General features: G+C 32.2%; 20 protein-coding genes. 2 read left to right on the forward strand and 18 right to left on the reverse strand.

Annotated features, from left to right (window positions below; genetic code table 11):
* Window positions 1-66: 66 nt before the first annotated feature.
* The 10 genes from hisIE to BSF42_RS00870 form a co-directional block, all read right to left on the reverse strand.
* The gene (gene hisIE / locus BSF42_RS00825; RefSeq protein WP_095951229.1) at window positions 67-663 is read right to left on the reverse strand and encodes a bifunctional phosphoribosyl-AMP cyclohydrolase/phosphoribosyl-ATP diphosphatase HisIE; all 597 of its coding nucleotides are present in this window, start codon (window positions 661-663) and stop codon (window positions 67-69) included.
* 132 nt (window positions 664-795) lie between these two features.
* The gene (gene hisF / locus BSF42_RS00830; RefSeq protein WP_095951230.1) at window positions 796-1,551 is read right to left on the reverse strand and encodes an imidazole glycerol phosphate synthase subunit HisF; all 756 of its coding nucleotides are present in this window, start codon (window positions 1,549-1,551) and stop codon (window positions 796-798) included.
* 81 nt (window positions 1,552-1,632) lie between these two features.
* Window positions 1,633-2,361, reverse strand: a complete 729-nt coding sequence (gene hisA, locus BSF42_RS00835; RefSeq protein ID WP_095951231.1) for a 1-(5-phosphoribosyl)-5-[(5-phosphoribosylamino)methylideneamino]imidazole-4-carboxamide isomerase — start codon at window positions 2,359-2,361, stop codon at window positions 1,633-1,635.
* 97 nt (window positions 2,362-2,458) lie between these two features.
* On the reverse strand, window positions 2,459-3,049 hold the full coding sequence (hisH, locus tag BSF42_RS00840) for an imidazole glycerol phosphate synthase subunit HisH (protein ID WP_095951232.1): 591 nt from the start codon (window positions 3,047-3,049) through the stop codon (window positions 2,459-2,461).
* A gap of 102 nt (window positions 3,050-3,151) precedes the next feature.
* Window positions 3,152-4,288 carry a bifunctional histidinol-phosphatase/imidazoleglycerol-phosphate dehydratase HisB gene (gene hisB / locus BSF42_RS00845; RefSeq protein WP_095951233.1) on the reverse strand — a complete coding sequence of 379 codons (1,137 nt, stop codon included), beginning with the start codon at window positions 4,286-4,288 and terminating at the stop codon, window positions 3,152-3,154.
* A gap of 136 nt (window positions 4,289-4,424) precedes the next feature.
* Entirely contained in the window at window positions 4,425-5,474 is a 1,050-nt protein-coding gene (hisC, locus tag BSF42_RS00850) for a histidinol-phosphate transaminase (protein ID WP_095951630.1), read from the reverse strand.
* A 108-nt stretch (window positions 5,475-5,582) separates the two neighbouring features.
* On the reverse strand, window positions 5,583-6,866 hold the full coding sequence (gene hisD / locus BSF42_RS00855) for a histidinol dehydrogenase (RefSeq protein WP_095951234.1): 1,284 nt from the start codon (window positions 6,864-6,866) through the stop codon (window positions 5,583-5,585).
* 103 nt (window positions 6,867-6,969) lie between these two features.
* Entirely contained in the window at window positions 6,970-7,827 is an 858-nt protein-coding gene (gene hisG, locus BSF42_RS00860; protein WP_095951235.1) for an ATP phosphoribosyltransferase, read from the reverse strand.
* Window positions 7,828-8,137: 310 nt separating this feature from the next.
* Entirely contained in the window at window positions 8,138-9,538 is a 1,401-nt protein-coding gene (locus BSF42_RS00865) for a HAMP domain-containing sensor histidine kinase (protein WP_095951236.1), read from the reverse strand.
* A 3-nt stretch (window positions 9,539-9,541) separates the two neighbouring features.
* Window positions 9,542-10,204, reverse strand: coding sequence for a response regulator transcription factor (locus tag BSF42_RS00870; RefSeq protein WP_095951237.1), 663 nt, complete (start codon window positions 10,202-10,204; stop codon window positions 9,542-9,544).
* A gap of 200 nt (window positions 10,205-10,404) precedes the next feature.
* On the opposite strand from BSF42_RS00870, the gene BSF42_RS00875 reads away from it, so the two are divergent.
* Entirely contained in the window at window positions 10,405-12,546 is a 2,142-nt protein-coding gene (locus BSF42_RS00875) for an LTA synthase family protein (protein WP_095951238.1), read from the forward strand.
* Window positions 12,547-12,625: 79 nt separating this feature from the next.
* Here BSF42_RS00875 and BSF42_RS00880 read toward each other — a convergent pair whose 3' ends face one another.
* Complete coding sequence (locus BSF42_RS00880; protein WP_095951239.1) at window positions 12,626-13,624, reverse strand: zinc dependent phospholipase C family protein; 999 nt, start codon at window positions 13,622-13,624, stop codon at window positions 12,626-12,628.
* A gap of 172 nt (window positions 13,625-13,796) precedes the next feature.
* Between BSF42_RS00880 and BSF42_RS00885 the strand changes: the two genes are divergently transcribed.
* Window positions 13,797-14,747, forward strand: coding sequence for a glycoside hydrolase family 68 protein (locus BSF42_RS00885; protein ID WP_095951240.1), 951 nt, complete (start codon window positions 13,797-13,799; stop codon window positions 14,745-14,747).
* 4 nt (window positions 14,748-14,751) lie between these two features.
* Here the strand turns inward: BSF42_RS00885 and BSF42_RS00890 are convergent, their stop codons facing one another.
* From BSF42_RS00890 to BSF42_RS00920, 7 genes are all read right to left on the reverse strand, one after another.
* Window positions 14,752-15,729 carry a YeiH family protein gene (locus BSF42_RS00890; protein ID WP_095951241.1) on the reverse strand — a complete coding sequence of 326 codons (978 nt, stop codon included), beginning with the start codon at window positions 15,727-15,729 and terminating at the stop codon, window positions 14,752-14,754.
* A gap of 74 nt (window positions 15,730-15,803) precedes the next feature.
* Window positions 15,804-16,700: a LysR family transcriptional regulator gene (locus BSF42_RS00895; protein WP_095951242.1), complete on the reverse strand. Its 897-nt coding sequence runs from the start codon at window positions 16,698-16,700 to the stop codon at window positions 15,804-15,806.
* A gap of 3 nt (window positions 16,701-16,703) precedes the next feature.
* Window positions 16,704-17,126: a YgcG family protein gene (locus tag BSF42_RS00900; protein WP_095951243.1), complete on the reverse strand. Its 423-nt coding sequence runs from the start codon at window positions 17,124-17,126 to the stop codon at window positions 16,704-16,706.
* A gap of 151 nt (window positions 17,127-17,277) precedes the next feature.
* Complete coding sequence (locus BSF42_RS00905; protein WP_095951244.1) at window positions 17,278-18,063, reverse strand: hypothetical protein; 786 nt, start codon at window positions 18,061-18,063, stop codon at window positions 17,278-17,280.
* A 91-nt stretch (window positions 18,064-18,154) separates the two neighbouring features.
* On the reverse strand, window positions 18,155-20,182 hold the full coding sequence (locus tag BSF42_RS00910) for a hypothetical protein (protein ID WP_095951245.1): 2,028 nt from the start codon (window positions 20,180-20,182) through the stop codon (window positions 18,155-18,157).
* Between the two features lie 144 nt (window positions 20,183-20,326).
* Entirely contained in the window at window positions 20,327-21,073 is a 747-nt protein-coding gene (fabG, locus tag BSF42_RS00915) for a 3-oxoacyl-[acyl-carrier-protein] reductase (RefSeq protein ID WP_095951246.1), read from the reverse strand.
* Between the two features lie 216 nt (window positions 21,074-21,289).
* Window positions 21,290-21,718, reverse strand: a complete 429-nt coding sequence (locus BSF42_RS00920) for a hypothetical protein (protein ID WP_095951247.1) — start codon at window positions 21,716-21,718, stop codon at window positions 21,290-21,292.
* Between the last annotated feature and the right edge of the window lie 21 nt (window positions 21,719-21,739).

Raw genomic sequence — 21,739 nt, forward strand, 5'->3', positions numbered from 1 at the left:
AAAACGCATTATATTTTAGACATTTCTAAATTATAATACGATTTGATTGTGTTGAAATTATGCTCTTTACTTCTGACGTTTTTTCAAAACTTCTACCACATCATTCAACTGAAATCCTTTTGCTTGTAATAAAATTAAATAGTGAAAAAGTAAATCAGCGCTTTCGCTAAGAAACAAATCATCGTTATCATCTTTTGCTTCAATAACCACTTCTACAGCTTCTTCACCAACTTTTTGAGCAATTTTATTGATTCCTTTTTCGAATAAAGAGGCAACATAACTCTTCTCAGAATCAGCATTTTCCCTGCGTGTTTTGATTGTATTTTCTAATTGAGAAATAAAACCGTAGTTAGCAGTATTCGGTTCCTGCCAGCAAGTATCTGCACCTGTATGACAAGTTGGACCGACAGGTTTTGCCTGAATTAAAAGTGTATCGCCGTCACAGTCATTTTTAATATCTACAAGCTCTAAAAAATTTCCACTCTCCTCGCCTTTTGTCCAAAGTCTTTGTTTGGATCGGCTGAAAAATGTTACTTTCTTCGTTTCTATTGTTTTCTGCAATGATTCTTCATTCATATACCCCAGCATCAGAACATTTTTTGTCTCTGAATCCTGAATTATTGCTGGAATCAATCCGTGTGCGCTTTTTATATCTACGTTCATTGTATTTTTAGATTTTAGTCCCGATAGCTATCGGGAAGATTTTAGATTTCTTGGCTCTATGATTATTTTAATTTTTGGAATTTAAAAATTGATATTGCAATTGGAATTTGGAATTTAAAAAATTTGGAATTTCTAAATCCTTACTTCAATATCATTTTTCCGAAGCTCCTCTTTTAAAGTTTTAATTTCGATTTCTTTAAAATGAAAAACGCTCGCAGCCAAAGCGGCATCTGCTTTTCCCTCTTTAAACGAATCTACAAAATGCTGTATATTTCCAGCACCGCCAGATGCAATAATCGGAATATTAATTAAAGTTGATAATTTTGACAAAGCCTCATTTGCAAAACCATTTTTCGTTCCATCATTGTCCATTGATGTGAAGAGAATTTCTCCGGCGCCGCGTTCTGCAACTTCTACCGCCCAGTCGAACAAATTTAATTCGGTTGGTACTTTTCCGCCAACTAAATGTACAATCCATTGTCCGTCAATTTGTTTGGCATCGATGGCAACTACAACACATTGGCTTCCAAATTTCTGAGCTAAATCGTTAATCAATTGCGGATTTTTTACTGCCGATGAATTGATTGAAACTTTATCTGCACCGTTATTCAGCAGAATTTCAACATCTTCTACAGAAGAAATACCACCGCCAACCGTAAACGGAATATTAATTTTCTCCGCTACACTTCGCACCATATCTACCAAAGTCTTACGACGTTCTTCTGTAGCCGAAATATCCAGAAAAACCAATTCATCTGCCCCTTCAGCAGAGTAAATCTCCGCTAGCTCGACAGGATCTCCCGCATCACGCAAGTCAACGAAATTAACGCCTTTTACAGTTCTTCCGTTTTTTATATCTAAGCAAGGTATTATTCTTTTTGCTAACATTTTTCTTTTTGTTAATTGTTAGATGTAAGGTGTAAAATGTTCTTCTGCACAGCGTACAACATTCATTCTACAATTCACTTTTTACATTTTACCAATAATATAATTCTCTAGTTGTTTAAGCGAAATTCTTCCTTCGTAAATTGCTTTTCCAATGATTGTTCCTTCACAACCCAATTCAGCTAATTTTGGCAGTTCGTCGAAAGTTGAAATTCCACCAGAAGCGATTAATTTTATTCCTTTTGCTTCATCAAGGATTTTCCCATACAAATCAAAACTCGGACCTTCAAGCATTCCGTCTTTTGCAATATCAGTACAGATAACGTACTGAATTCCTTTCGATTGATAATCCTGAATAAACGGTACTAAATCCTCATTCGAATCTTCCAACCAGCCTGAAACTGCTATTTTCTCGTCTTTTGCATCGGCACCTAAAATAATTTTATCAGAACCATATTCTGAAATCCATTTTTCAAAAATCGTTCTGTTTTTCACAGCAATACTACCTCCAGTTATTTGATTTGCACCACTTTCGAAAGCAATTCTCAAATCATCATCAGATTTTAATCCGCCGCCAAAATCGATTTTCAAACCAGTTTGCGTGGCAATTTGTTCCAAAATCTTATAATTAACAATTTTACTCGATTTTGCACCGTCAAGATCTACTAAATGTAGATATTCGATTCCGTGTGCTTCAAATGATTTAGCCACTTCAAGCGGATTTTCATTGTAAATTATTTTGGTATCATAATCGCCTTTTGACAAACGAACACATTTTCCGTCAATGATATCTATGGCTGGTATTATTCTCATTTTTTGATATTTTAGATTTCTGATTTTAGAGTTTAGATTCTAAAAATTGAAATTGATTTTTAATATTGTAATTGATATTGTAATTGGAATTTGGAATTTAAGAAATTGGAATTTTCAAGAAATTGTCAAGTATTTTCTCCCCAACAGCGCCGCTTTTCTCTGGATGAAACTGAGTTCCATAAAAATTATCTTTTTGCAAAGCCGATGCATACTCCAGTTCATAATTGGTTGTAGCAATGGCTTCATCGCAATTTGGCGCGTAAAAACTGTGTACCAAATACATGAATTCATTTTCTGGAATGTCTTTAAATAAATCTGATTTCAAATCATAAATCTGATTCCATCCCATTTGCGGCACTTTTACCTGATTTGAAAATTTGACAACATCAACATCAAAAATACCTAAACCTTTTGTGTTTCCTTCCTCAGACGAATTACACATTAACTGCATTCCGAGACAAATTCCTAAAACGGGCTGTTTCAAATTCGGAATCAAACTATCCAAACCACTTTCACGAAGTTTAGCCATTGCCGAACTCGCCTCGCCTACCCCAGGAAAAATCACTTTATCTGCCGACTGAATTTCCTCAGGATTATTACTCAAAACGGCTTTAAATCCCAATCTTTCAATAGCAAACATAATGCTCTGAATATTTCCTGCTCCGTAATTTATGATTACTATTTTCATTTATTTAAGTATAAAAGTCCAAAGTCTAAAATCTTAAAGTTGCTTTTTGATATCCATAATTTTGGAATCTTTTGACTTTAAGACTTTCCACTTTTGACTTAATTAAAGCATTCCTTTCGTCGAAGGCAAAATCATTTTTTCTGTATCTCTTTTCACAGCTACTTTTATTGCTTTCGCGAAAGCTTTAAAAATTGCTTCGATTTTGTGGTGTTCGTTAATTCCTTCTGCTCTAATGTTTAAGTTCGCTTTTGCACCGTCTGTAAACGATTTAAAGAAGTGATAAAACATTTCAGTCGGCATTTTACCTACCATTTCACGTTTAAACTCAGTTTCCCAAATCAGCCAGTTTCTTCCTCCAAAATCAATTGCAGCCTGCGCTAGGCAATCATCCATTGGAAGACAGAATCCGTAACGCTCAATTCCTAGTTTATTCCCCAATGCTTTTGCGAATACTTCGCCTAATGCAATTGCAGTATCTTCGATGGTGTGGTGCTCGTCTACTTCTAAATCACCTTTTACCAAAATCTCCAAATCCATTTGACCGTGACGTGAAATTTGATCTAACATATGATCAAAAAAGGCAATTCCAGTATCGATTTTGCTTTTTCCAGTTCCATCCAGATTTAGATTGATATAAATATCCGTTTCGTTTGTTTTACGGGTAATTGAAGCCGAACGCGCCTCTAATTTTAAAAATTCATAAATCGTTTTCCAATCCATCGATTGCAAAACAATAGTCTCGTCCAATTCCTCACGTTTTGATGAAATCTCATTACTTCCTGCCCCATCTTTATCATTCATAAAAATGGCTTTTGCACCAAGATTTTTAGCCAATTCAACATCTGTTAAACGATCGCCCAAAACAAACGAATTTTCTAAATCATATTCAGGATTGTTTAAATATTTAGTCAGCATTCCCGTTCTAGGCTTGCGTGTCGGCGCATTATCTTCTGGAAAAGATCGGTCTACAAAAATCTCATCAAACAAAACTCCTTCGTTTTGAAAAGCTTTTAAAATGAAATTCTGCGTTGGCCAAAACGTATCTTCTGGAAAACTATCTGTTCCTAATCCGTCCTGATTGGTTACCATTGCCAATTCGTAATCTAATTCACTGGCAATTTTAGCCAAATATTGAAAGGCTTTTGGATAAAATTCTAATTTATCTAAGCTGTCTAATTGTAAATTTTCTGGTTCTAAAACAATCGTTCCGTCACGATCGATAAAAAGTACTTTTTTCATGTTTTATTTTTTGAGAATATAGAAGATAGAGTAAAGAGAATAGTCTTTTCATTCCATTTTTAAAGTTCTTACTTTTTTCCTTACTCTATATTCTTTACTCTATATTCTTTACTCTATATTCTTTACTCTATTTTTTCTATCTCAACAATTTCAATTCTTTAATCAAAACAGCATTTTCTTCTTCGGTTCCAATTGTAAAACGAAGACAGTTTTCGCATAAAGGCTGTGTGGTTCGGTTACGAATTACAATTCCCTTCTCGATTAATTGATCGTATCTTTTATTGGCATCATCTACTTTTACCAAGACAAAATTAGCTTCTGTTGGATAAATTTTTTCCACAAAATCAACTTCAAGTAAAACTTTAAGTAATTCTTCCCTTTGCTTTATTATAGAAGTTATTTCTTGTTTTATTTTATCAGAATCCTTTAAACGTTCAATCGCTCTTTGTTGTGTCAATTCGTTTACATTGTAAGGAGGTTTTATCTTGTTTAAAACCGAAATGACAACTTCTGATGCATAACAAATTCCCAAACGAATTCCAGCTAAACCATACGCTTTTGAAAGTGTTTGAGTAATAACCAAATTCGGATATTCATCGATTTCTGTAAGCCAGCTTTCTTTTTCTGAAAAGTCAATATACGCTTCATCAATTACAATTAAACCTTTAAAGTTTTGAAGTAATTTCACAATGCTTTCGTCTGAAAAAGAATTTCCAGTCGGGTTGTTTGGCGAACACAAAAAGATGATTTTAGTATTTTCATCAACAGCCTCTAAAATCTTTTCTACTTGAGGCTGAAAGTCATTTGTAAGTAGAATTTCTCTATTTTCTACCGCATTGATATTTGCCAAAACGCTGTACATTCCGTATGTTGGCGGTAATGTGATAATATTATCTGTTTTTGGTTCGCAGAAAGCCCTGAAGATCAAATCTAAAACTTCGTCGCTTCCGTTTCCCAACAAAATCTGACTCTGCTTTGTATTGTTATTTTTGGCTAAAATTGCTTTAACCGAATTCTGCTGCGGATCTGGATAACGATTCACACCATTTTGGTACGGATTTTCATTAGCATCCAAAAAAATCATTTCAGCAGTATCAAAATCTTCAAATTCATCTCTTGCAGAAGAATATGGTTTTAAAGATTTTACGTTTTCACGTGTTATTGTATTTATATCAAAAGTGCTCATTTTTTTATTTTTTTTAAGAGGCAAGAATCAAGATTTAAGACTTTATAAAAGTCTTAAATCTGCTCATTCTTATATTGTTTTGCTTCTTGAATCTTACTTCTATTCTCTTTATTCTAAACTCTTCAATCTTAACGTAACAGCATTTTTATGCGCCTGTAAACCTTCCGCGTCTGCCATAAGCTCAATCGCTTTACCTATGTTTTGAATGCCGCTTTCAGTTATTTTTTGAAATGTCATTGATTTCATAAAACTATCGAGATTTACACCACTGTAATTCTTTGCGTATCCGTTTGTTGGAAGTGTATGATTTGTTCCAGAAGCGTAATCTCCAGCACTTTCCGGGGTATAATTTCCAATAAAAACGGAGCCTGCGTTTATTATTCCGTTACAATAAAAATCGTCGTATTCAGAACAGATTATAAAGTGTTCCGGCCCATATTCATTGATTAAATCTAAAGCGATTTGATCATTTTCAACATAAATTAATTTTGAATTTTCAATTGCTTTTTCTGCAATTGCTTTTCTTGGAAGAACTTCTATTTGAGACTGAATTTCCTTTTCTACTTCATCAATAAGTTTTTTTGAAGTCGAAACTAAAATAACCTGACTATCTGTTCCGTGTTCTGCCTGCGACAATAAATCTGATGCTACAAAAGCAGGAACTGCAGTATCATCGGCAACAATTAGTAATTCTGATGGACCAGCAGGCATATCAATCGCAACTCCAAATTGTGTCGCCAATTGTTTTGCCACCGTCACAAACTGATTTCCAGGACCGAAAATCTTATACACTTTTGGAATAGATTGTGTTCCAAATGTCATTCCTGCAATCGCTTGAATACCGCCAACTTTTAAAATTTTTGTTACTCCGCATAAATTTGCCGCATATAAAATAGCTGGATTTATTTTTCCTGTTTTATCTGGTGGCGAACACAATACGATTTCTTTACATCCAGCAATTTCAGCAGGAACAGCCAGCATTAAAACCGTTGAAAACAGAGGCGCTGTTCCGCCTGGAATATACAAACCAATTTTTTGAATCGGTCTTTTTTCCTGCCAGCAGCTTACACCTTCGATTGTTTCAAGCTCAACACGACTTGTTTTCTGCGCTTTGTGAAATTTATAAATGTTATTTTTTGCTAATTCTATAGCTTCTTTTAACTCACTGGGAATCAAATTAACTGCTTCGGTTATTTCTTCCTTCGAAACTTCATAATTATCCAGAGAAATGCCGTCAAAAATTGAAGTGTATTTTGCAACAGCTTCATCGCCTTTTTTCTGTACTTCTTTAAAGATTTCTTTTACCGTAACCTCAATATCATCAATAGTTTGAGTTGGTCTCTTTAATATATCTGACCAGCTTTCTGGTTTTGGATTGTTTATTTTATTCATTTTTTTTTCTTGCTTTATGCTTTAAGCTATAGGCTTTAAGCTTTCTTAACTTTGTCTATTTTGGCTTAAAGCTTACAGCCTAAAGCCTACAGAGGGCAAAGCCCTAAAGAACCATTTTCTCAATTGGACAAACCAAAATTCCTTCTGCCCCAACCTCTTTTAATTGATCGATTACATCCCAAAAAGTATCTTTATCAATTACCGAGTGAACACTGCTCCAGCCTTCTTGAGCTAGTGGCAGAACGGTTAAACTTCTTAATACGGGAAGAATTTTCCCAACAGCATCAATTTTGTCGTTTGGAACGTTCATCAAGATATACTTTGAATTTCTAGCTCTTAAAACAGCTTGAATTCTGAATTTTAAAGTGTCAATGTGTTTCTGAATTTCTGGTGAAACTTTTGGAGAAACGGCTAAAACCGCTTCACTTTTCAGAATCACTTCTACTTCTTTTAGGTTGTTTTTGAATAAAGTGCTGCCGCTAGAAACAATATCTACAATAGCATCGGCAAGACCAATGTTTGGCGCGATTTCTACAGAACCAGAAATTTGGTGAATATCTACACTTAAGCCAAATGAATTGAAATATTCGTTTACTGTATTTGGATACGAAGTTGCGATTCTTAAACCTGCTAAATCCTGAATTGAATTGTATTCTAAGGTTTTAGGAACTGCAACAGAAACTTTGCATTTTGAAAAACCTAATTTTTGAACTACCTCAATTCCTTTTCCCTTTTCTACCAAAAGGTTGTCGCCAACAATTGCCAGATCTACTACTCCATCCATTAAATACTGTGGAATATCTGAATTTCTTAGATATAAAACTTCAAGAGGAAAATTAGAAGCTTCTGCTTTTAGCTGGTCGATTCCGTTGTTGATCGAAATACCGCAGTCTTTTAAGATTTGAATGCTGTCTTCGTTTAAACGTCCCGATTTTTGAATTGCAATTTTTAAAGTACTCATTTTTTTTTAGTTGTTTGTTGGTTATAGCTTGAGTACAAAGAGTTAGAAATAAAAAACCCGTTTGATGTACTCAAACGGGTTTTAAAATATGATGATTTACATGCATACTATTAACACATCGCTTGAGAGCAATAATGTAAATGATGATGATGTAATTGAATTGAAATCATGATTTGTTTTGTGTTTTACTTCTTTGATTCGGTTGCAAATATAATAGATAAATTAATTAAAAAGCAATTTTTATTTTAACTTAACGATAGTTTATTGTTAAAAAACGTTTGAGACGACTTTATATACAATAATTTTAAAATTACTTTAAAGAATTCTTATATTCTTCAAAAACCAATAAAACTCTTGTTCCTTTACCAATTTCACTTTCTATTTTAAATTTAATTTGCAGTAGATTTGTCATTCTTTTTACAATAAACAAACCTAAGCCTGTTCCTTTAATTTCTGCATGGTTTAAAGAATCTGATCTAAAAAATGGATTCAAAATAGAATCTAAATCCTCTTTTGCAATTCCGATCCCTTGATCTGATATAATGCAATTAATTTTGTTTTTTTCTCTTGATAACGAAATCTTGATCTCGCTGTTAGAATTGGAATATTTTACCGCATTCGAAATTATATTCCGAAGAATTGTAACTACTAAATAATTATCAGAATAAACATAAAATTCTTCTGGAGCATCTAATATTATATTGATATTTCCAGATTTAATTTTCTCTGCATTTAAAGTGAGAACATCTAAAATTACTGCATTTAAATAGATGTTTTCTTTATTAATATTCTGTTTCTGATTTTCAAAACGAGCCATTAAAAGCAGTTGATCAACCAATGAATTCAGATGATCTACTTCATTAATACAATAGTTTATTTTTTCTTCGTATTCCTTGCTTTCTCTAGGTTTACGTATTAAAACTTCAAGTGTTCCTTTAATAACGGTTAAAGGAGTTCTCATCTCATGCGAAGCATCAGATGTAAATTGTTTTTCACGCTCAATTGCATCTTCAATACGATTTAATAAATTGTTGATGGTTTTGGACAATGTAAACAATTCGTCTCGTGTTTTAGGAAGCGGCATTCTTGTTTTTAAATTGTCTTTTGTAATAATTCTAGAAGTATCAATAATATCGTTTATTGGTTTGATACTTCGTCCAGCAAAAAATCGAGCAAGAAAGAATAGCAATAAAAGAATTATAGGAAATGTAATCATCAAAGTATCCAGCAAGTTCTTTAAGACTTTTGAAGAATCTGAAAGTGACATCGCAATAATCAAATAACCAATTTTCTTTGTTTTTATATGAAGTGGAACCTGAATCTGGCGAATTTTATTTCCTAATAAATGAGTATCAAAAAGCTGAAAATGCGCTTTGTTTTCATGAAAAATTAGTTTTTCATTTTTTAAATTAGGCGACTTTTCGATAATTTTTTTATTCAGATCTAAAAACTGGACAAATACAGGGTTTACATCTACTGAGTTATGCTCCCGTTCTTCCCATTCTTCAGTATCCATCAAAATTACTTTTTTGTTTTCAATTTTGATTTCTCTTAAATGATCTTGAATTTCAATGTTTAAATTTTCATCAATATGATTGTAAACGGTAAGTTTTACAATAAAATAAATAGCCGAAAAAGCAACAAGAACCAAAAGTCCTGTTGTCAAAATGTAATTTAATGCAATTCTATTTTTAAAGGATAATGAAGTCATTTGTTAATCATTGGCGATATACCCAATGCCGCGAATAGTTTTTATATAATCTTCTTCAATTTTAAGATTCAGTTTTTTGCGAATGGCATTCATAAAAACATCAATTACACCGGTATCATATTCGAAATTGATATCCCAAACATCTTTTAAAATATCGTTTCTTGTACAGACTTTTCCTTTATGCTCAATTAAGTACTTTAGTAATTCGAACTCTCTTTGGGTTAATGAAATCTCTTCTTCTCCATTTAAAACAATATGCTTTGATAAATCAATAGTTATGGCTCCGAGAGTCAATCTTTCGTCTTGTTTTTTATTTCTAAAATGAATTTTAATACGTTCTACTAATTCCTCAAAACTAAATGGCTTTTTAATATAATCGTTTGCTCCCGCTTTTAACCCTTCGATTGTTTCCTGAACGGTATCTTTTGCAGTTAAAAAGATGATCGGAGTAGTTTGGTCTTTCACTCTAATCGCTTTACAAAGATCAAGTCCGTTAATTTTTGGCAGCATCCAATCTAAAAGAATCAAATCAAATTTTTGATTCTGAAGCAGTTCAAAACCTTTAGATCCATCATTTGAAGTAGTTACTTGGTAACCTTCTTCTTGCAGACCTTGTTTTAAAAACTGAACAATACCTAACTCGTCTTCAACTATTAAAATATGCATTTATCGTATTTGATTAAGATTCGCATTTCTTTTTTGTACTCCAAAGATAGGATATTTTGAAATCAGAAAATGATTCAGAACTTAAGTACAGAAAGAAAATCAGCATCTTAAGCAAACTTTAAGATAACACTAAGCAAGGTAAAAGTCTAACTTAATCTCCCATTAATGATTCGAAATTAATTTTGTAAAAAAATAATGAGATGACTTTTTCTAAAAAATTTTCGCCTTTTTACAATCTCGCCTTATTGTACTTTATTGTAAGTTTCATACTTAGAATTGTTCTTTTGTTTCATCCAATTACACAAAGTTCTTTTACAATTGCTGAAAGCTTGAAAATCTTTACATTAGGTTTGATTTCAGACTTTTTTGTATTTGTTACAGCTTCAATTTTCCTTTGGCTTTATCTTATTTTTATTTCAAATTCAAAATATAATAAACCATCTGGATATCTTATACTTGCTGTCTTTATTGCTCTTTTAATTTATATCGCTTCTGGTAAAAGCATTTTTGATGAGTACGGAGGCGCTTTACCAAAAATCGTTTTGATTTTTGTTTCAATCAAAACGCTCTTCTTTGGACTCTTTCTTTTTTTACCAAAATATCGCACCAAAATCAGATTCTGGCTTTTTACTTTTGTTATTTTTCTTTATGTTTTATTGATTCTTCAAAATGCAATAAGTGAGTTTTTCTTTTGGAACGAATTTGGTGTAAAATACAATTTCATAGCTGTTAATTATTTAATTTATACCAATGAAGTAATTGGCAATATTATGCAGTCTTATCCTGTTGTTCCTATATTTTCAGCTCTTTTTATAGTTACAGGAATTATCACTTTCATCATTATAAAAAATTCTAGAAATTATATAGAGGAGATTCCTAATTTCGCCGAAAAACTTAAAATTACTGCCGTTTACGGATTATTGTTTACAGCTTCTTTACTAGCAATTCCGAGTTTGGCCAAAACAGAAAATTCAAAAAACATATTTGTAAATGAATTACAGTCAAATGGGATTTATAAGTTCTATCTGGCTTTCCAGAACAATAAATTAGATTATTTTAAATTCTATAAAACGATTCCAAACCAAAAAGCATTTGCACTTTTAAAACAACAATTTCCAGCAATATCAGGTCAAAACACTTCGAGAGAAATAAATAATGATTCACTTGAAAAACATAAAAATGTAGTTTTAATTACAGTTGAAAGTTTAAGTGCAGATTTCATGAAAATGTACGGAAATAAGCAGAATATTACCCCTTTTTTAGATAGTCTGGCTCAAAAAAGCTTGTTATTTACCAATATTTATGCGGCAGGAAACAGAACTGTACGCGGTCTTGAAGCGGTAACTTTGTGCCTGCCTCCTACCGCTGGAGAAAGTGTCGTTAAAAGAGACGACAATAAAAACAAATTTTCTACTGGTTCTGTTTTTCTTGAAAAAGGTTATACTGTAAAATTCATGTACGGCGGAGATTCCTTTTTTGATAATATGCAAGATTTCTATTCTGGAAACGGTTATGAGATTATTGACAAATCAAGTTTTGCTGCAAACGAAATTACATTTTCGAATGTCTGGGGAGTTTGTGATGAAGATATGTATAATAAGGCAATAAAGGTGATGAATACTGAAGTACAGCAAAACAAACCGTTTTTTAATCATATCATGACGGTAAGTAATCATAGACCATTTACATATCCTAACAATAAAATTGATATTCCCGGAAATATTAAATCTCGTGACGGCGGTGTAAAATATACCGATTATGCACTTCGTCAGTTTTTTAATAAAGCGGAGAAACAGCCTTGGTTTAAAAATACTGTCTTTGTAATTGTTGCCGATCATTGCGCTTCATCTGCAGGAAAAACACAACTTCCTTTGGATAAATATAGAATTCCAGCTTTGATTTATTCTCCAGATTTAAAACCTGAAAAATATACTAAATTGATGTCGCAAATTGATATTATGCCAACATTATTTGGATTACTTAACTTTGACTATAAAAGCAAGTTTTTTGGACAGGATGTTTTAAACTCCGATTATCAGCCTAGAGCATTTATAGCAACTTACCAAGATTTAGGTTTAATAAAGGATAACGTTTTGACTATTTTATCTCCAAAACAACAGATTAAACAATTTCAATTAAAAACCAATAATAAAGCGGGAATTAAATCTGAATTTCAGATATATTATGATGAAATTCCTCTAAAGGCTGCTAATAAAAATTTGATAGACGAAACTATTTCCTATTATCAATCTGCCTCTTATGTATTAAAAGAGAAAGAATATCAAATAAAAGATTTAGGCCAAACCATAAAGAACAGAAAGTTATACGCAAAGGTTCGCTAAGAGTAATAAAAAAAGCCTCAAGTTTATATACTTGAGGCTTTTTTAAGTTTCAAAGTTCACCTAAAACTTGAAAAAAAATCTAATCATTCTGATTTCTCAATCCGAATAAATCTCCTTTTTGAAAAAGATCCCAGTCTTCTTTCAGCGCTTTACTATTTCTTTTTGTTACTTCTGGAGAATCTAAATCACTTAAATCAGGTTTTCCAGCATCGACCCAAGCCGTATACCAGAAACTTGCCGTTGCTGTGATTGCTTTTTTCATTTGGCTTTCAACCATTCCGTTTAGCTGCTCGTGTAGTTTTTTAGCATACTCATCAGAAAAAAGAGCTGTGTTATATTTACTTTTCATCACTTTTCCGTCAGCATCCATTTTAAAAACTTGATTTTCTGGCGTAGCCGTTCTTAGTTTTTTATCAATATCCAATAAAGGCTGTGCTAAACTGTGTGTATCATTAATCATATCCCAAATTGCTTTGTGAACATCATCATAATGATGAGCATAAGGAACATTTAATTTGTAATTTTTAGCAAATAACTCCGGAAGTCTGCTCTCCCAAAGAGAATGAATTCCTTTTTGATCGCTTAATTGCCCGTCGTGATTTGCAGATGTATGCAATGGCATGTGCGCATCACCAATGTAATGCCCCAAATCTGCCGCCAAAAATAAGATTTCTGCTCTATTTTTATCTTTAAAAGCTTTGGTCAATTTTGCCATCATATCTTCAATATACCAAGGTAAAATTCCGTTATCGCTTAAAAATTTAGCATCATATTTTTTCTTTGCTTCTTCTAACGTTTTTGGATAAGTATCAGCAGAACCAAAGTTTTCCATATCGAAATAATGTCTTGGACCTTCCTCTTTATAACTTAAGGCATATTTACGAATGTCTGGAACAGAAGCTTCCTGTGTAATAAAATCAATGTGATTATAAAAGAAAGTCTGAAGTGGATGTGGTAATGCCATTACAGCTGCCTTGTTGATTCTTTCATGACCTACAATTCCCCATGAAAGAGTTAAAAAACCAATACCTAATACAAGAAAGCCGATTAGTTTTGGTCTCATTTTGAATTTTTTCATTTTTGTTTTTTTAATTGAGGTGCAAATTTACCTTATTTACAGATAATTTAAAAGACAACGCTCTAAGATTATTTTAATTTAATTTTTAAAGGTATTTAAGCTATAAAACTGTTATTCGTTTATTCTAATCATTTTCTTTCGTATGTTTGTTAATGTATTAAATCTTAGAAATATGCGTCTTCCATTTTTACATATCCTCTTTTTTCTGTCCTCTGTTTGTTTCGCCCAAGAAATTGATGTACAACCAAAAAATGTCAGCGATAGTATTTTAAATTCTACCAGAACGATCCGATTTTCGGAACCTTTTAACCCTGAAAGAGTAATGCAAAAATTGTTTCCTGGAAAATTATACCATCTTGCAAACAAAAATACTTTTGTTAGCTGGAGCTGTAAAACTTGTAAGCATGCTCCTTTCGTAGATGTAAATGGCGTAGAAGGAGATCAAATGTTTCCGTATGAAAATGGCGTTGCCACACGAATTCTTGCTAATATTGATTTCTCAGATTCAAAGGGCAATGAGTTTAAAATAATGGCGTTCAATCATTCAACACATGATGAAGACGGTTTACAAACTGGTCGTTTCTCTGGCGGATTATTAGGCTTAGCCAAGTTTGCCAAAAAGGGTAAAGTTTGGGAAATGAAATTTTTTCAGCCGGCAGTTGCAGCTTTCGGCGCTTTTGCACAATGTCCCACTCCTAAACTTGTACAAATTGGAGAAGACCAATTTGCTTTTACTTTATCACATATTAACGGCGGTGCGGGCGGTCCTTATGAGGGTTATCTCTATCTAGTAGCTGGTTTAGATGGTAAATACCAGCCTATTATGGAAGTTCCTAATTACCATTTGGCCAATGTTGCGAGTATAACATGGTCGGGATCTTATACTGTTGTCGAGGATGCTGCTAAAAAACATTTTAGAGATTTTATCATTACAACTAATGGCTCTTTTAATAAAAATGCAAAAGCTGAAGATGAATTTGAAGCAACACTTCCAGAAGAAATAGCGGAAATGGCAAAAACTAAAACTCAATTTGATTTTGCGATCGAAAGACGTTTCTCCTTTAAAGGAAAAACTTATAAAATGATCGGTAAACCAACTGTGAAATTTTCAAATGTAAAATAACGTATTAACTCATATAAATAATTGATGATAAAGCTAAAACAGCAATAAATATCCAAAGCAAAACTCCCTGAAGCAACGGCCTTACTCCTACCGCTTTTAAAGTGGTAAAGTTTAAAGTTGCACCAATTAAAAACAAAGTAATCGTTAAACCAATTTTGGCAATATTTACAATAGGTGTTGTAAAAGCACCAATTGCGGGTATGTAGGTATTTACTAACATTGCCACAATAAATAAACCTATAAAATAAGGAATCTTAATTCTTGCGCCGACACTTCGGGATTTATTATTAAAAAGGAAAGCCGTTAAAAGTGATATTGGAATTATCCATAAAGCTCTCGCTAATTTTACTGTTGTTGCAACCTGCAAAGCCTCTGCTCCATATTTATTAGCAGCTCCAACAACCGAACTGGTGTCATGAATTGCAATGGCGCACCACAAACCAAAGTCTTTTTGAGATAAATCCAATTGATGACCAATAAACGGAAACACAAACAATCCAATAGAGTTTAGGATAAAAATCACCCCCAAAGCAATTGAAGTCTGATTTTCATCTGATTTGATGACTGGGGCGATAGCTGCGATGGCACTTCCGCCACAAATTGCTGTTCCGCAAGAAATTAAATGTGATGTTTTTTTATCTGTTTGCAGCCATTTTCCAAGTAATAAACCGAAGATTAAAGTGCTGAAAATTGAAAAAACGGTTAAAATAAAACCTTCTCTTCCAGCTGAAACTGCACTATGAGCATTCATTCCAAATCCTAAACCAATCACTGAAAACTGCAGTAAAGACGTAATGGCTTTGCGATTGAATGCAGCAAATGGATTTCCGAAAACATTCACTAATACAACTCCAAGTAAAAGTGCAATTGGAGGAGAAATAATCGAAAACAAGCATAATAAAATTACCGCAGCAAAAAGTGCCTGTTGCAATAAATGATTGATTTCAAATAATTGTGAAGCGGAGTGTTGTTTAGTTTTCAAAATAAGGTAATTGATATTTACTCTGCAAAGTTCCGCAGTTTATACAACAATTACCAATTGTAATTTGCGATAGACTATAACTTCAGGTTATAATGTGATGCTAAATTTTGAATAAACAATTCTGATAATGAATCCGATTTTCCTACCAGAGTAATAATATAAAACGATCTTTCTATTGCTAATTTTTCTACATCTAAAACGATCAATTCTCTGTTTTTCAATTCCTTACTAACGGCATGTATGGACATAAAAGCAAAACAATCTGAATTAAGCAAGTAGGACTTTATACTTTCGGTACTTCCCAACTGCATTTCGATCTGCAGCTCTGAAAATTTTAAACCTGCTTTTTTCAAAGCAAATTCTATAACTTCAAGTGTTCCTGATCCGCGTTCTCGAGTAATGAATTTCATTGATTTTAAATCGTTTAATGAAATTTCATTTTGTTTTACAAACGGATTTTTGTTACTGCAGACTAAAACCAATTCGTCTTTTAAAAACGGAATATACTTAATGGATTGATTTTTAGATTGCCCCTCAACAATTCCAATCTCGATTTCTTTATTAATTAACGCATTTTCGATTTGTTCTGTATTTCCATTCAGCAAATTGACTTTTATATCTTTTTGTTTTTGATGAAAATGAGCTAAAACTGGAGAAATAATATATTGCGAAATTGTTGTACTTGCACCAAGTCTCAGTAACCCTTGGCGTTCTTTATTGAACGAACTCATTTCAAAATCTATTTCGCGATAAATATCAAAAATACTTTTAGTATGTTTTAGTAGAATTTTACCCGCTGGTGTCAACGCAATTTTAGAACCATTTCGTTCAAAAAGCTTGGTTTTGTAGTTTTCTTCGAGTTCCTGAATGTGTTTGGAAACGGCCGGCTGCGTGATATACAATTCTGTTGCCGCTTTAGTAAAATTAAGGCGGAGCGCAACAGTGTAGAATACTTTTAGCCTGAAATCCATAATTTATTCCTTTTTGATTTTTGTTCTTAAAACTTCCATCAGTTTTGTAATCCCATTAAGAATTCCTTGGTAATAGTTTCCTTTTTTGAATTCGGGAATAAAATCGTGATCAATGATTTCTTTTGTTTCTTGTTCTGACAGTATTTTTGAAATTCCATTACCAAGTTCTATTCGGATTTTTCTATATCCTTTTGAAAGCCCAATTAAAATTCCATTGTCTTTTCCTTTTTTTCCAACACCCCAAGTTTTAGCAATGTGAAGTGATAACGCTTCAAATTTATCTTTAGAAGTTTTAACGGTATCTATTGTAACAATTTCAATTGTAGTTTCTTTTTCAAAATCCCTTATTAGATTATTTAAAATTTCTTTCTCATTATTCGAAAAAATTCCTTCATAATCATTTGTCCAACCTTTCGGGCTAGGCAAACTATCCCAAAAGACCTATCTGTATTCCGCTAGATTTTCTTTTACAGAACTCGATTTCAATTTTTCATTGGTCTGACCAACTGCACAAATTATAACTGAAAACAAAAATACTAAAAAAGTGATTTTCTTCATTTTGACTCCAATTTGTTATTTAATATTTTCCAATTGCTTCAACTCCTGTTTCTGAAAACTTTAATATTTCAGTTGTAATTGGATAGCCAGAACCATTATATTCTTCAAGAACAACAGAACCAAGACGTTGAGAGAAATATTCAAAATCTTCTTCAGCAAAAATATAACAAAAATCTCTTACAGGAATCACTGCGTAAAATGGAAAACCAATTGTATTTTGAACAAGATTTTTAATTTTAGAAGAAAAAAGACAAGAGCTTTTAAGAGCTACTTCCTCAAGATTGATCATCCCCAGTTTATGATTCTCAATATCTTCAAATTCGATCTTTACTTTATCTAGAATTATTCCTAAATTAAGATCAGCTTGCTTTTCTAATTCTTCAAAATCTATTTTCCAATCTGACAAATCATCTGTAGTTACAAATGAAAAACCATTATTCAGATTTAGTGCAAAAACTTTGCTAAATTCATTAGTTACTTTTTCATATGACAAGTTATCAAACTCAAAGTCATTTGGAAAAAATTGAATAAAAACTTTATCCTTTATATTTTTCCAATCTTCTTTTTTTGATAAATGAGAAACGATTACATCAACTAAATCAGTAATATGACTATTATCTGAATCTCTCTCATAATTCCTTCTAACATTGTCTAGACTAACTTTTAAATCTGATTCTTCTACGCTTATATGAATAAATCCATCTTTATCAATAGAATTAATAGCTAAGCCTTTACTTTCAAGCTGTTTTTTAAATTTATTAAAGACAACATCTTCTTTATTACTACTTTTAAAAGGATTAAACATATTTTGATATTTTATATTTATTCAATAAAATAATTCTTTCAAGTTCAAGCAAACCTTTGAACCTTTGCATCTGTGAACCTTTGCAACTTTATTATAGCAATCCATTATACTTTCTTACAAACCATTCTGTAGTCAATAAAACAGCAATCAAAATCAATAACCAAACCAAGTCAATGATTGGAGTTTTAGCCGTTATATTTTTCTCGATCGATTTGTATTCTTTATTTTCTAAAAGTGTGTTAATCAAATTATCTGCTTGGTCTTCAAAAAAGGCTTTTCCACCAGTTTGTTGTGCTAATTGCTGTAATTTTAGAACATCTGGATTTACGAATTGTTTTTCGATATCAAAATCCAGAATTTCAAAATGACTGGCATAAGTAGTATTTGAATTTAACTCTTTTACTGCAAAATTATATTTTCCTGCTGGAAGTCCTTCTAAATTAGCTGAAAAAGAATTACTTCCTTTTAGTAAATCATAATTCTTGGTTTGCTTGGTCACAGCATTTACAACACTAATTGTAAGTCTGGCTTTTTCATCAAACTCGTAATTTTTATTGAAATATTGCGCGTTGATAATGATTTCTTCTCCAGAATTGTAGAAGCTTTCATGCGTTACTACTAAAGATTTTTTAGAAGTTGTTGAAGCTAAATATTGAATAATCTTATCAATAAAAATATCATACTTTTCAAAAGATTGATTATCAATATGACTTTGCAAACGCCATTTCCAGCTGTTTTCTCCTAAAAGAAAAGCGGTTCTTTTTCCTTGATTTTCGGCGAAAGCCAATAATGGAGCATTTGTCGCAACGTTTCTGATTTTTGAGGAAAGTAAAACCGATACATTTCCGTTTGTGCTGATGCTTCCAAATAAATTCTGTAAAGGCGGGAAATTTTCAAAACCAATATTTTCGATTGCAAATTGATTAAAATCAGAATGGAATTCAGAAAGAAAATCTTCTCGCTGATTGCTCATTTTAAAGATCAAATTATTTTGCTGCTGGTTTAAGAAATTGAAATCGGTGTTATTTCCTGTTATGATAAAGGTATTTGTCCCTGCTAATTTATTGTTATCAAAAATTGCTTTAAAAGCTGTTGTTGGCTGATATAAAACTAAAACAGAAACATCTTGTAAATCATTAATTTGATTTGGTTTAACTAATATTACTTTACGTTGTGCATTAACTTCTATAGAACGTTTTAAAGCCGCAATATCGGGATGATTTATAGCGGATACAATCGCAATAGTTGACTTTTGATCGATTATTTCAACAGCAAAGTTTTTGATATTGTTGTAGCTGTTTTTTTCTTTTGATGAAGATTGAATGCTCGCTTTATAAATTTGTAAACCCACTTTATCTGCCGGTAAAAGCAAGTTTAATGAAGCTGTTTTTTTTGAAGCTGAAAATGAAATCTTTTCTTTTGCTACAATTGTATTTCCCTGCGAAATGGTAAATTCGGCATTAGCTGTTTTAGTACCGGCATATTGCAGAAAAGCTTCAACAGGAAATTTATTTTTATGAAAGGCGTATTTATTTACGTTAAGCTGATTGATTTTTAAATCAAAAAACGTGGTTGTATCTCCCACAACCAAAGGATAAACTTTATTGACAGGATCAAAACGATACACATAGTCGTTTCCTGTAGTTTGATTTCCATCGGTAATGATAACCGTTGGAAAAATCAGGTTTTTATTAATACTTTTTAAGTTTTTCGCTGCTTCATCGAGATTGGTTTGATTGCCTCTAAAATCAAATTTATCTGAAGTTTTAAAATCGTTATCAAATTGATACGACTGAATATCGAATTTTTCCTTTAATGCAGGATTCGAAATTAGTTTTTGGTACAATTCAACTGCTTTTTTATCTGATTTTAAAGCAGCAATAGAACTTGAATTATCGACAACAATTGCCAAAGGTGTTTTTGTAATTTCTAGCGAACTCTTAGAAATGATGGGATTTATCAATAAAACCAATAATCCGAAGATGGCCAGAAAACGTAAAAAAGCCAAAAGTATCATCACATTGGATTTACTTTTGGCTTTAAAAAAATATTGTAAGTACGATAAACCACCAGCGATTACTAAAGAAAGCAATAATAAAAGAATCGTGTTTGTCGTCATGTTTATTTAGTATTCAGTAAGCAGTTTTTTAGTGATCAGATTTAAGAAGTCGATATTGACTTAAAGTGTTCAGCTTTATCCTAGAATCAGAATAAACTGAATACTAAAAACCTTTGAACCTTTACAACTTAGAATCTCAGTAGCTTAGGTTAGCATTCCTCCGCAAACATTAAGAACTTGTCCTGTAATGTAAGCGCTCATGTCTGAGGCTAAGAAAAGACAAGCATTTGCTACATCTTCTGTAGTTCCGCCGCGTTTCAACGGAATACCTTCTCTCCATCCTTTAACTACATCTTCAGATAATTTTGCAGTCATTTCTGTTTCGATAAAACCTGGAGCGATTGCGTTGCAGCGAATGTTACGAGAACCTAATTCTAAAGCTACAGATTTAGTAAAACCAATTGCACCCGCTTTAGAAGCTGCATAATTTGTTTGACCTGCATTTCCAGAAACTCCAACAACAGAACTAATGTTGATAATTGAACCTGCTCTTTGTTTTAAGAAAGTTTTTTGAATCGCTTTTGTCATATTAAAAACCGATTTCAAGTTTACATCAATTACTTGGTCAAAATCTGCCTCAGACATACGCATTAACAAGTTGTCTTTTGTGATTCCCGCATTGTTGATTAAGATATCTACAGTTCCGAAATCTGTTAAAACAGCATCAACAAAAGTTTGTGCTTCGTTAAAATCTGCAGCATTTGATTGGTAACCTTTTGCTTTTACTCCTAAAGCGTTTAATTCAGCTTCTAAAGCTTCTGCAGATGCTGCAGATGAGCTGTATGTAAAAGCAACGTTTGCTCCATGTTTAGCAAAAACTTCAGCAATTCCTTTTCCGATTCCACGGCTTGCACCAGTAATAATTGCAACTTTTCCTTCTAGTAATTTCATATTAAGGTATTCGTTTTTATTTTTTGAAATACAAATATAGAGTATTTGGGCGTTTAATAAAATTTGTGCTATAAAAATTGATATGGAATTTACTGATTTATAAATCAAAAAACAATACCAAATAAATTACTTAAGATTATAAAGTTTAAAATATTGCATAAAAAAAAGCCCTACTAAATTTAGTAAGACTTAAAATTTTATTCTATTGAAAAAATACTAGAATGCTACATTCCATCTAGGCAATTTAGTGCTTTGATCTAAAAAGTTCTGCAAAACTTCTCCTTCAACAGCTGTTGGAATTGCTTTTACATCTGCGTTAAAAGTCTCATACCAAACCACTTCAAGAGATTCTATATTTTCTAATTTCATTTGCGCCGGCCAAGAATATTTTCTTCCTGTTTTTGCAAATTGGTGACCGTTTACGATTTTATCATAAAGTCCGCCATTCTTGCTTTTTAAAGTTCCGTCATTTTGTACAGTTCCAGTAGAACCAACCATAATTAACTCTTTTTCGTCTGCTGCAACAGCATAAACGATAAAAATTCCTGCACTCCCCTCTGGAGCATTGCAAACTTCTTCTAAACTATCATTTACAGTAAAAGTAAAACTATTACTTACTTTAAATTTTTCTAATCCTTTACTCATCTTTCTATTTTTAAGCTTCTT

Source organism: Flavobacterium sp. ACN6 (assembly GCF_002304005.1).
Lineage (GTDB): Bacteria > Bacteroidota > Bacteroidia > Flavobacteriales > Flavobacteriaceae > Flavobacterium.

Coding starts and splice junctions, on each gene's coding strand:
- hisIE (WP_095951229.1), bottom strand. CDS start 663: ATGAACGTAGATATAAAAAGCGCACACGGATTGATTCCAGCAATAATT.
- hisF (WP_095951230.1), bottom strand. CDS start 1,551: ATGTTAGCAAAAAGAATAATACCTTGCTTAGATATAAAAAACGGAAGA.
- hisA (WP_095951231.1), bottom strand. CDS start 2,361: ATGAGAATAATACCAGCCATAGATATCATTGACGGAAAATGTGTTCGT.
- hisH (WP_095951232.1), bottom strand. CDS start 3,049: ATGAAAATAGTAATCATAAATTACGGAGCAGGAAATATTCAGAGCATT.
- hisB (WP_095951233.1), bottom strand. CDS start 4,288: ATGAAAAAAGTACTTTTTATCGATCGTGACGGAACGATTGTTTTAGAA.
- hisC (WP_095951630.1), bottom strand. CDS start 5,474: ATGAGCACTTTTGATATAAATACAATAACACGTGAAAACGTAAAATCT.
- hisD (WP_095951234.1), bottom strand. CDS start 6,866: ATGAATAAAATAAACAATCCAAAACCAGAAAGCTGGTCAGATATATTA.
- hisG (WP_095951235.1), bottom strand. CDS start 7,827: ATGAGTACTTTAAAAATTGCAATTCAAAAATCGGGACGTTTAAACGAA.
- BSF42_RS00865 (WP_095951236.1), bottom strand. CDS start 9,538: ATGACTTCATTATCCTTTAAAAATAGAATTGCATTAAATTACATTTTG.
- BSF42_RS00870 (WP_095951237.1), bottom strand. CDS start 10,204: ATGCATATTTTAATAGTTGAAGACGAGTTAGGTATTGTTCAGTTTTTA.
- BSF42_RS00875 (WP_095951238.1), top strand. CDS start 10,405: ATGACTTTTTCTAAAAAATTTTCGCCTTTTTACAATCTCGCCTTATTG.
- BSF42_RS00880 (WP_095951239.1), bottom strand. CDS start 13,624: ATGAAAAAATTCAAAATGAGACCAAAACTAATCGGCTTTCTTGTATTA.
- BSF42_RS00885 (WP_095951240.1), top strand. CDS start 13,797: ATGCGTCTTCCATTTTTACATATCCTCTTTTTTCTGTCCTCTGTTTGT.
- BSF42_RS00895 (WP_095951242.1), bottom strand. CDS start 16,700: ATGGATTTCAGGCTAAAAGTATTCTACACTGTTGCGCTCCGCCTTAAT.
- BSF42_RS00905 (WP_095951244.1), bottom strand. CDS start 18,063: ATGTTTAATCCTTTTAAAAGTAGTAATAAAGAAGATGTTGTCTTTAAT.
- BSF42_RS00910 (WP_095951245.1), bottom strand. CDS start 20,182: ATGACGACAAACACGATTCTTTTATTATTGCTTTCTTTAGTAATCGCT.
- fabG (WP_095951246.1), bottom strand. CDS start 21,073: ATGAAATTACTAGAAGGAAAAGTTGCAATTATTACTGGTGCAAGCCGT.
- BSF42_RS00920 (WP_095951247.1), bottom strand. CDS start 21,718: ATGAGTAAAGGATTAGAAAAATTTAAAGTAAGTAATAGTTTTACTTTT.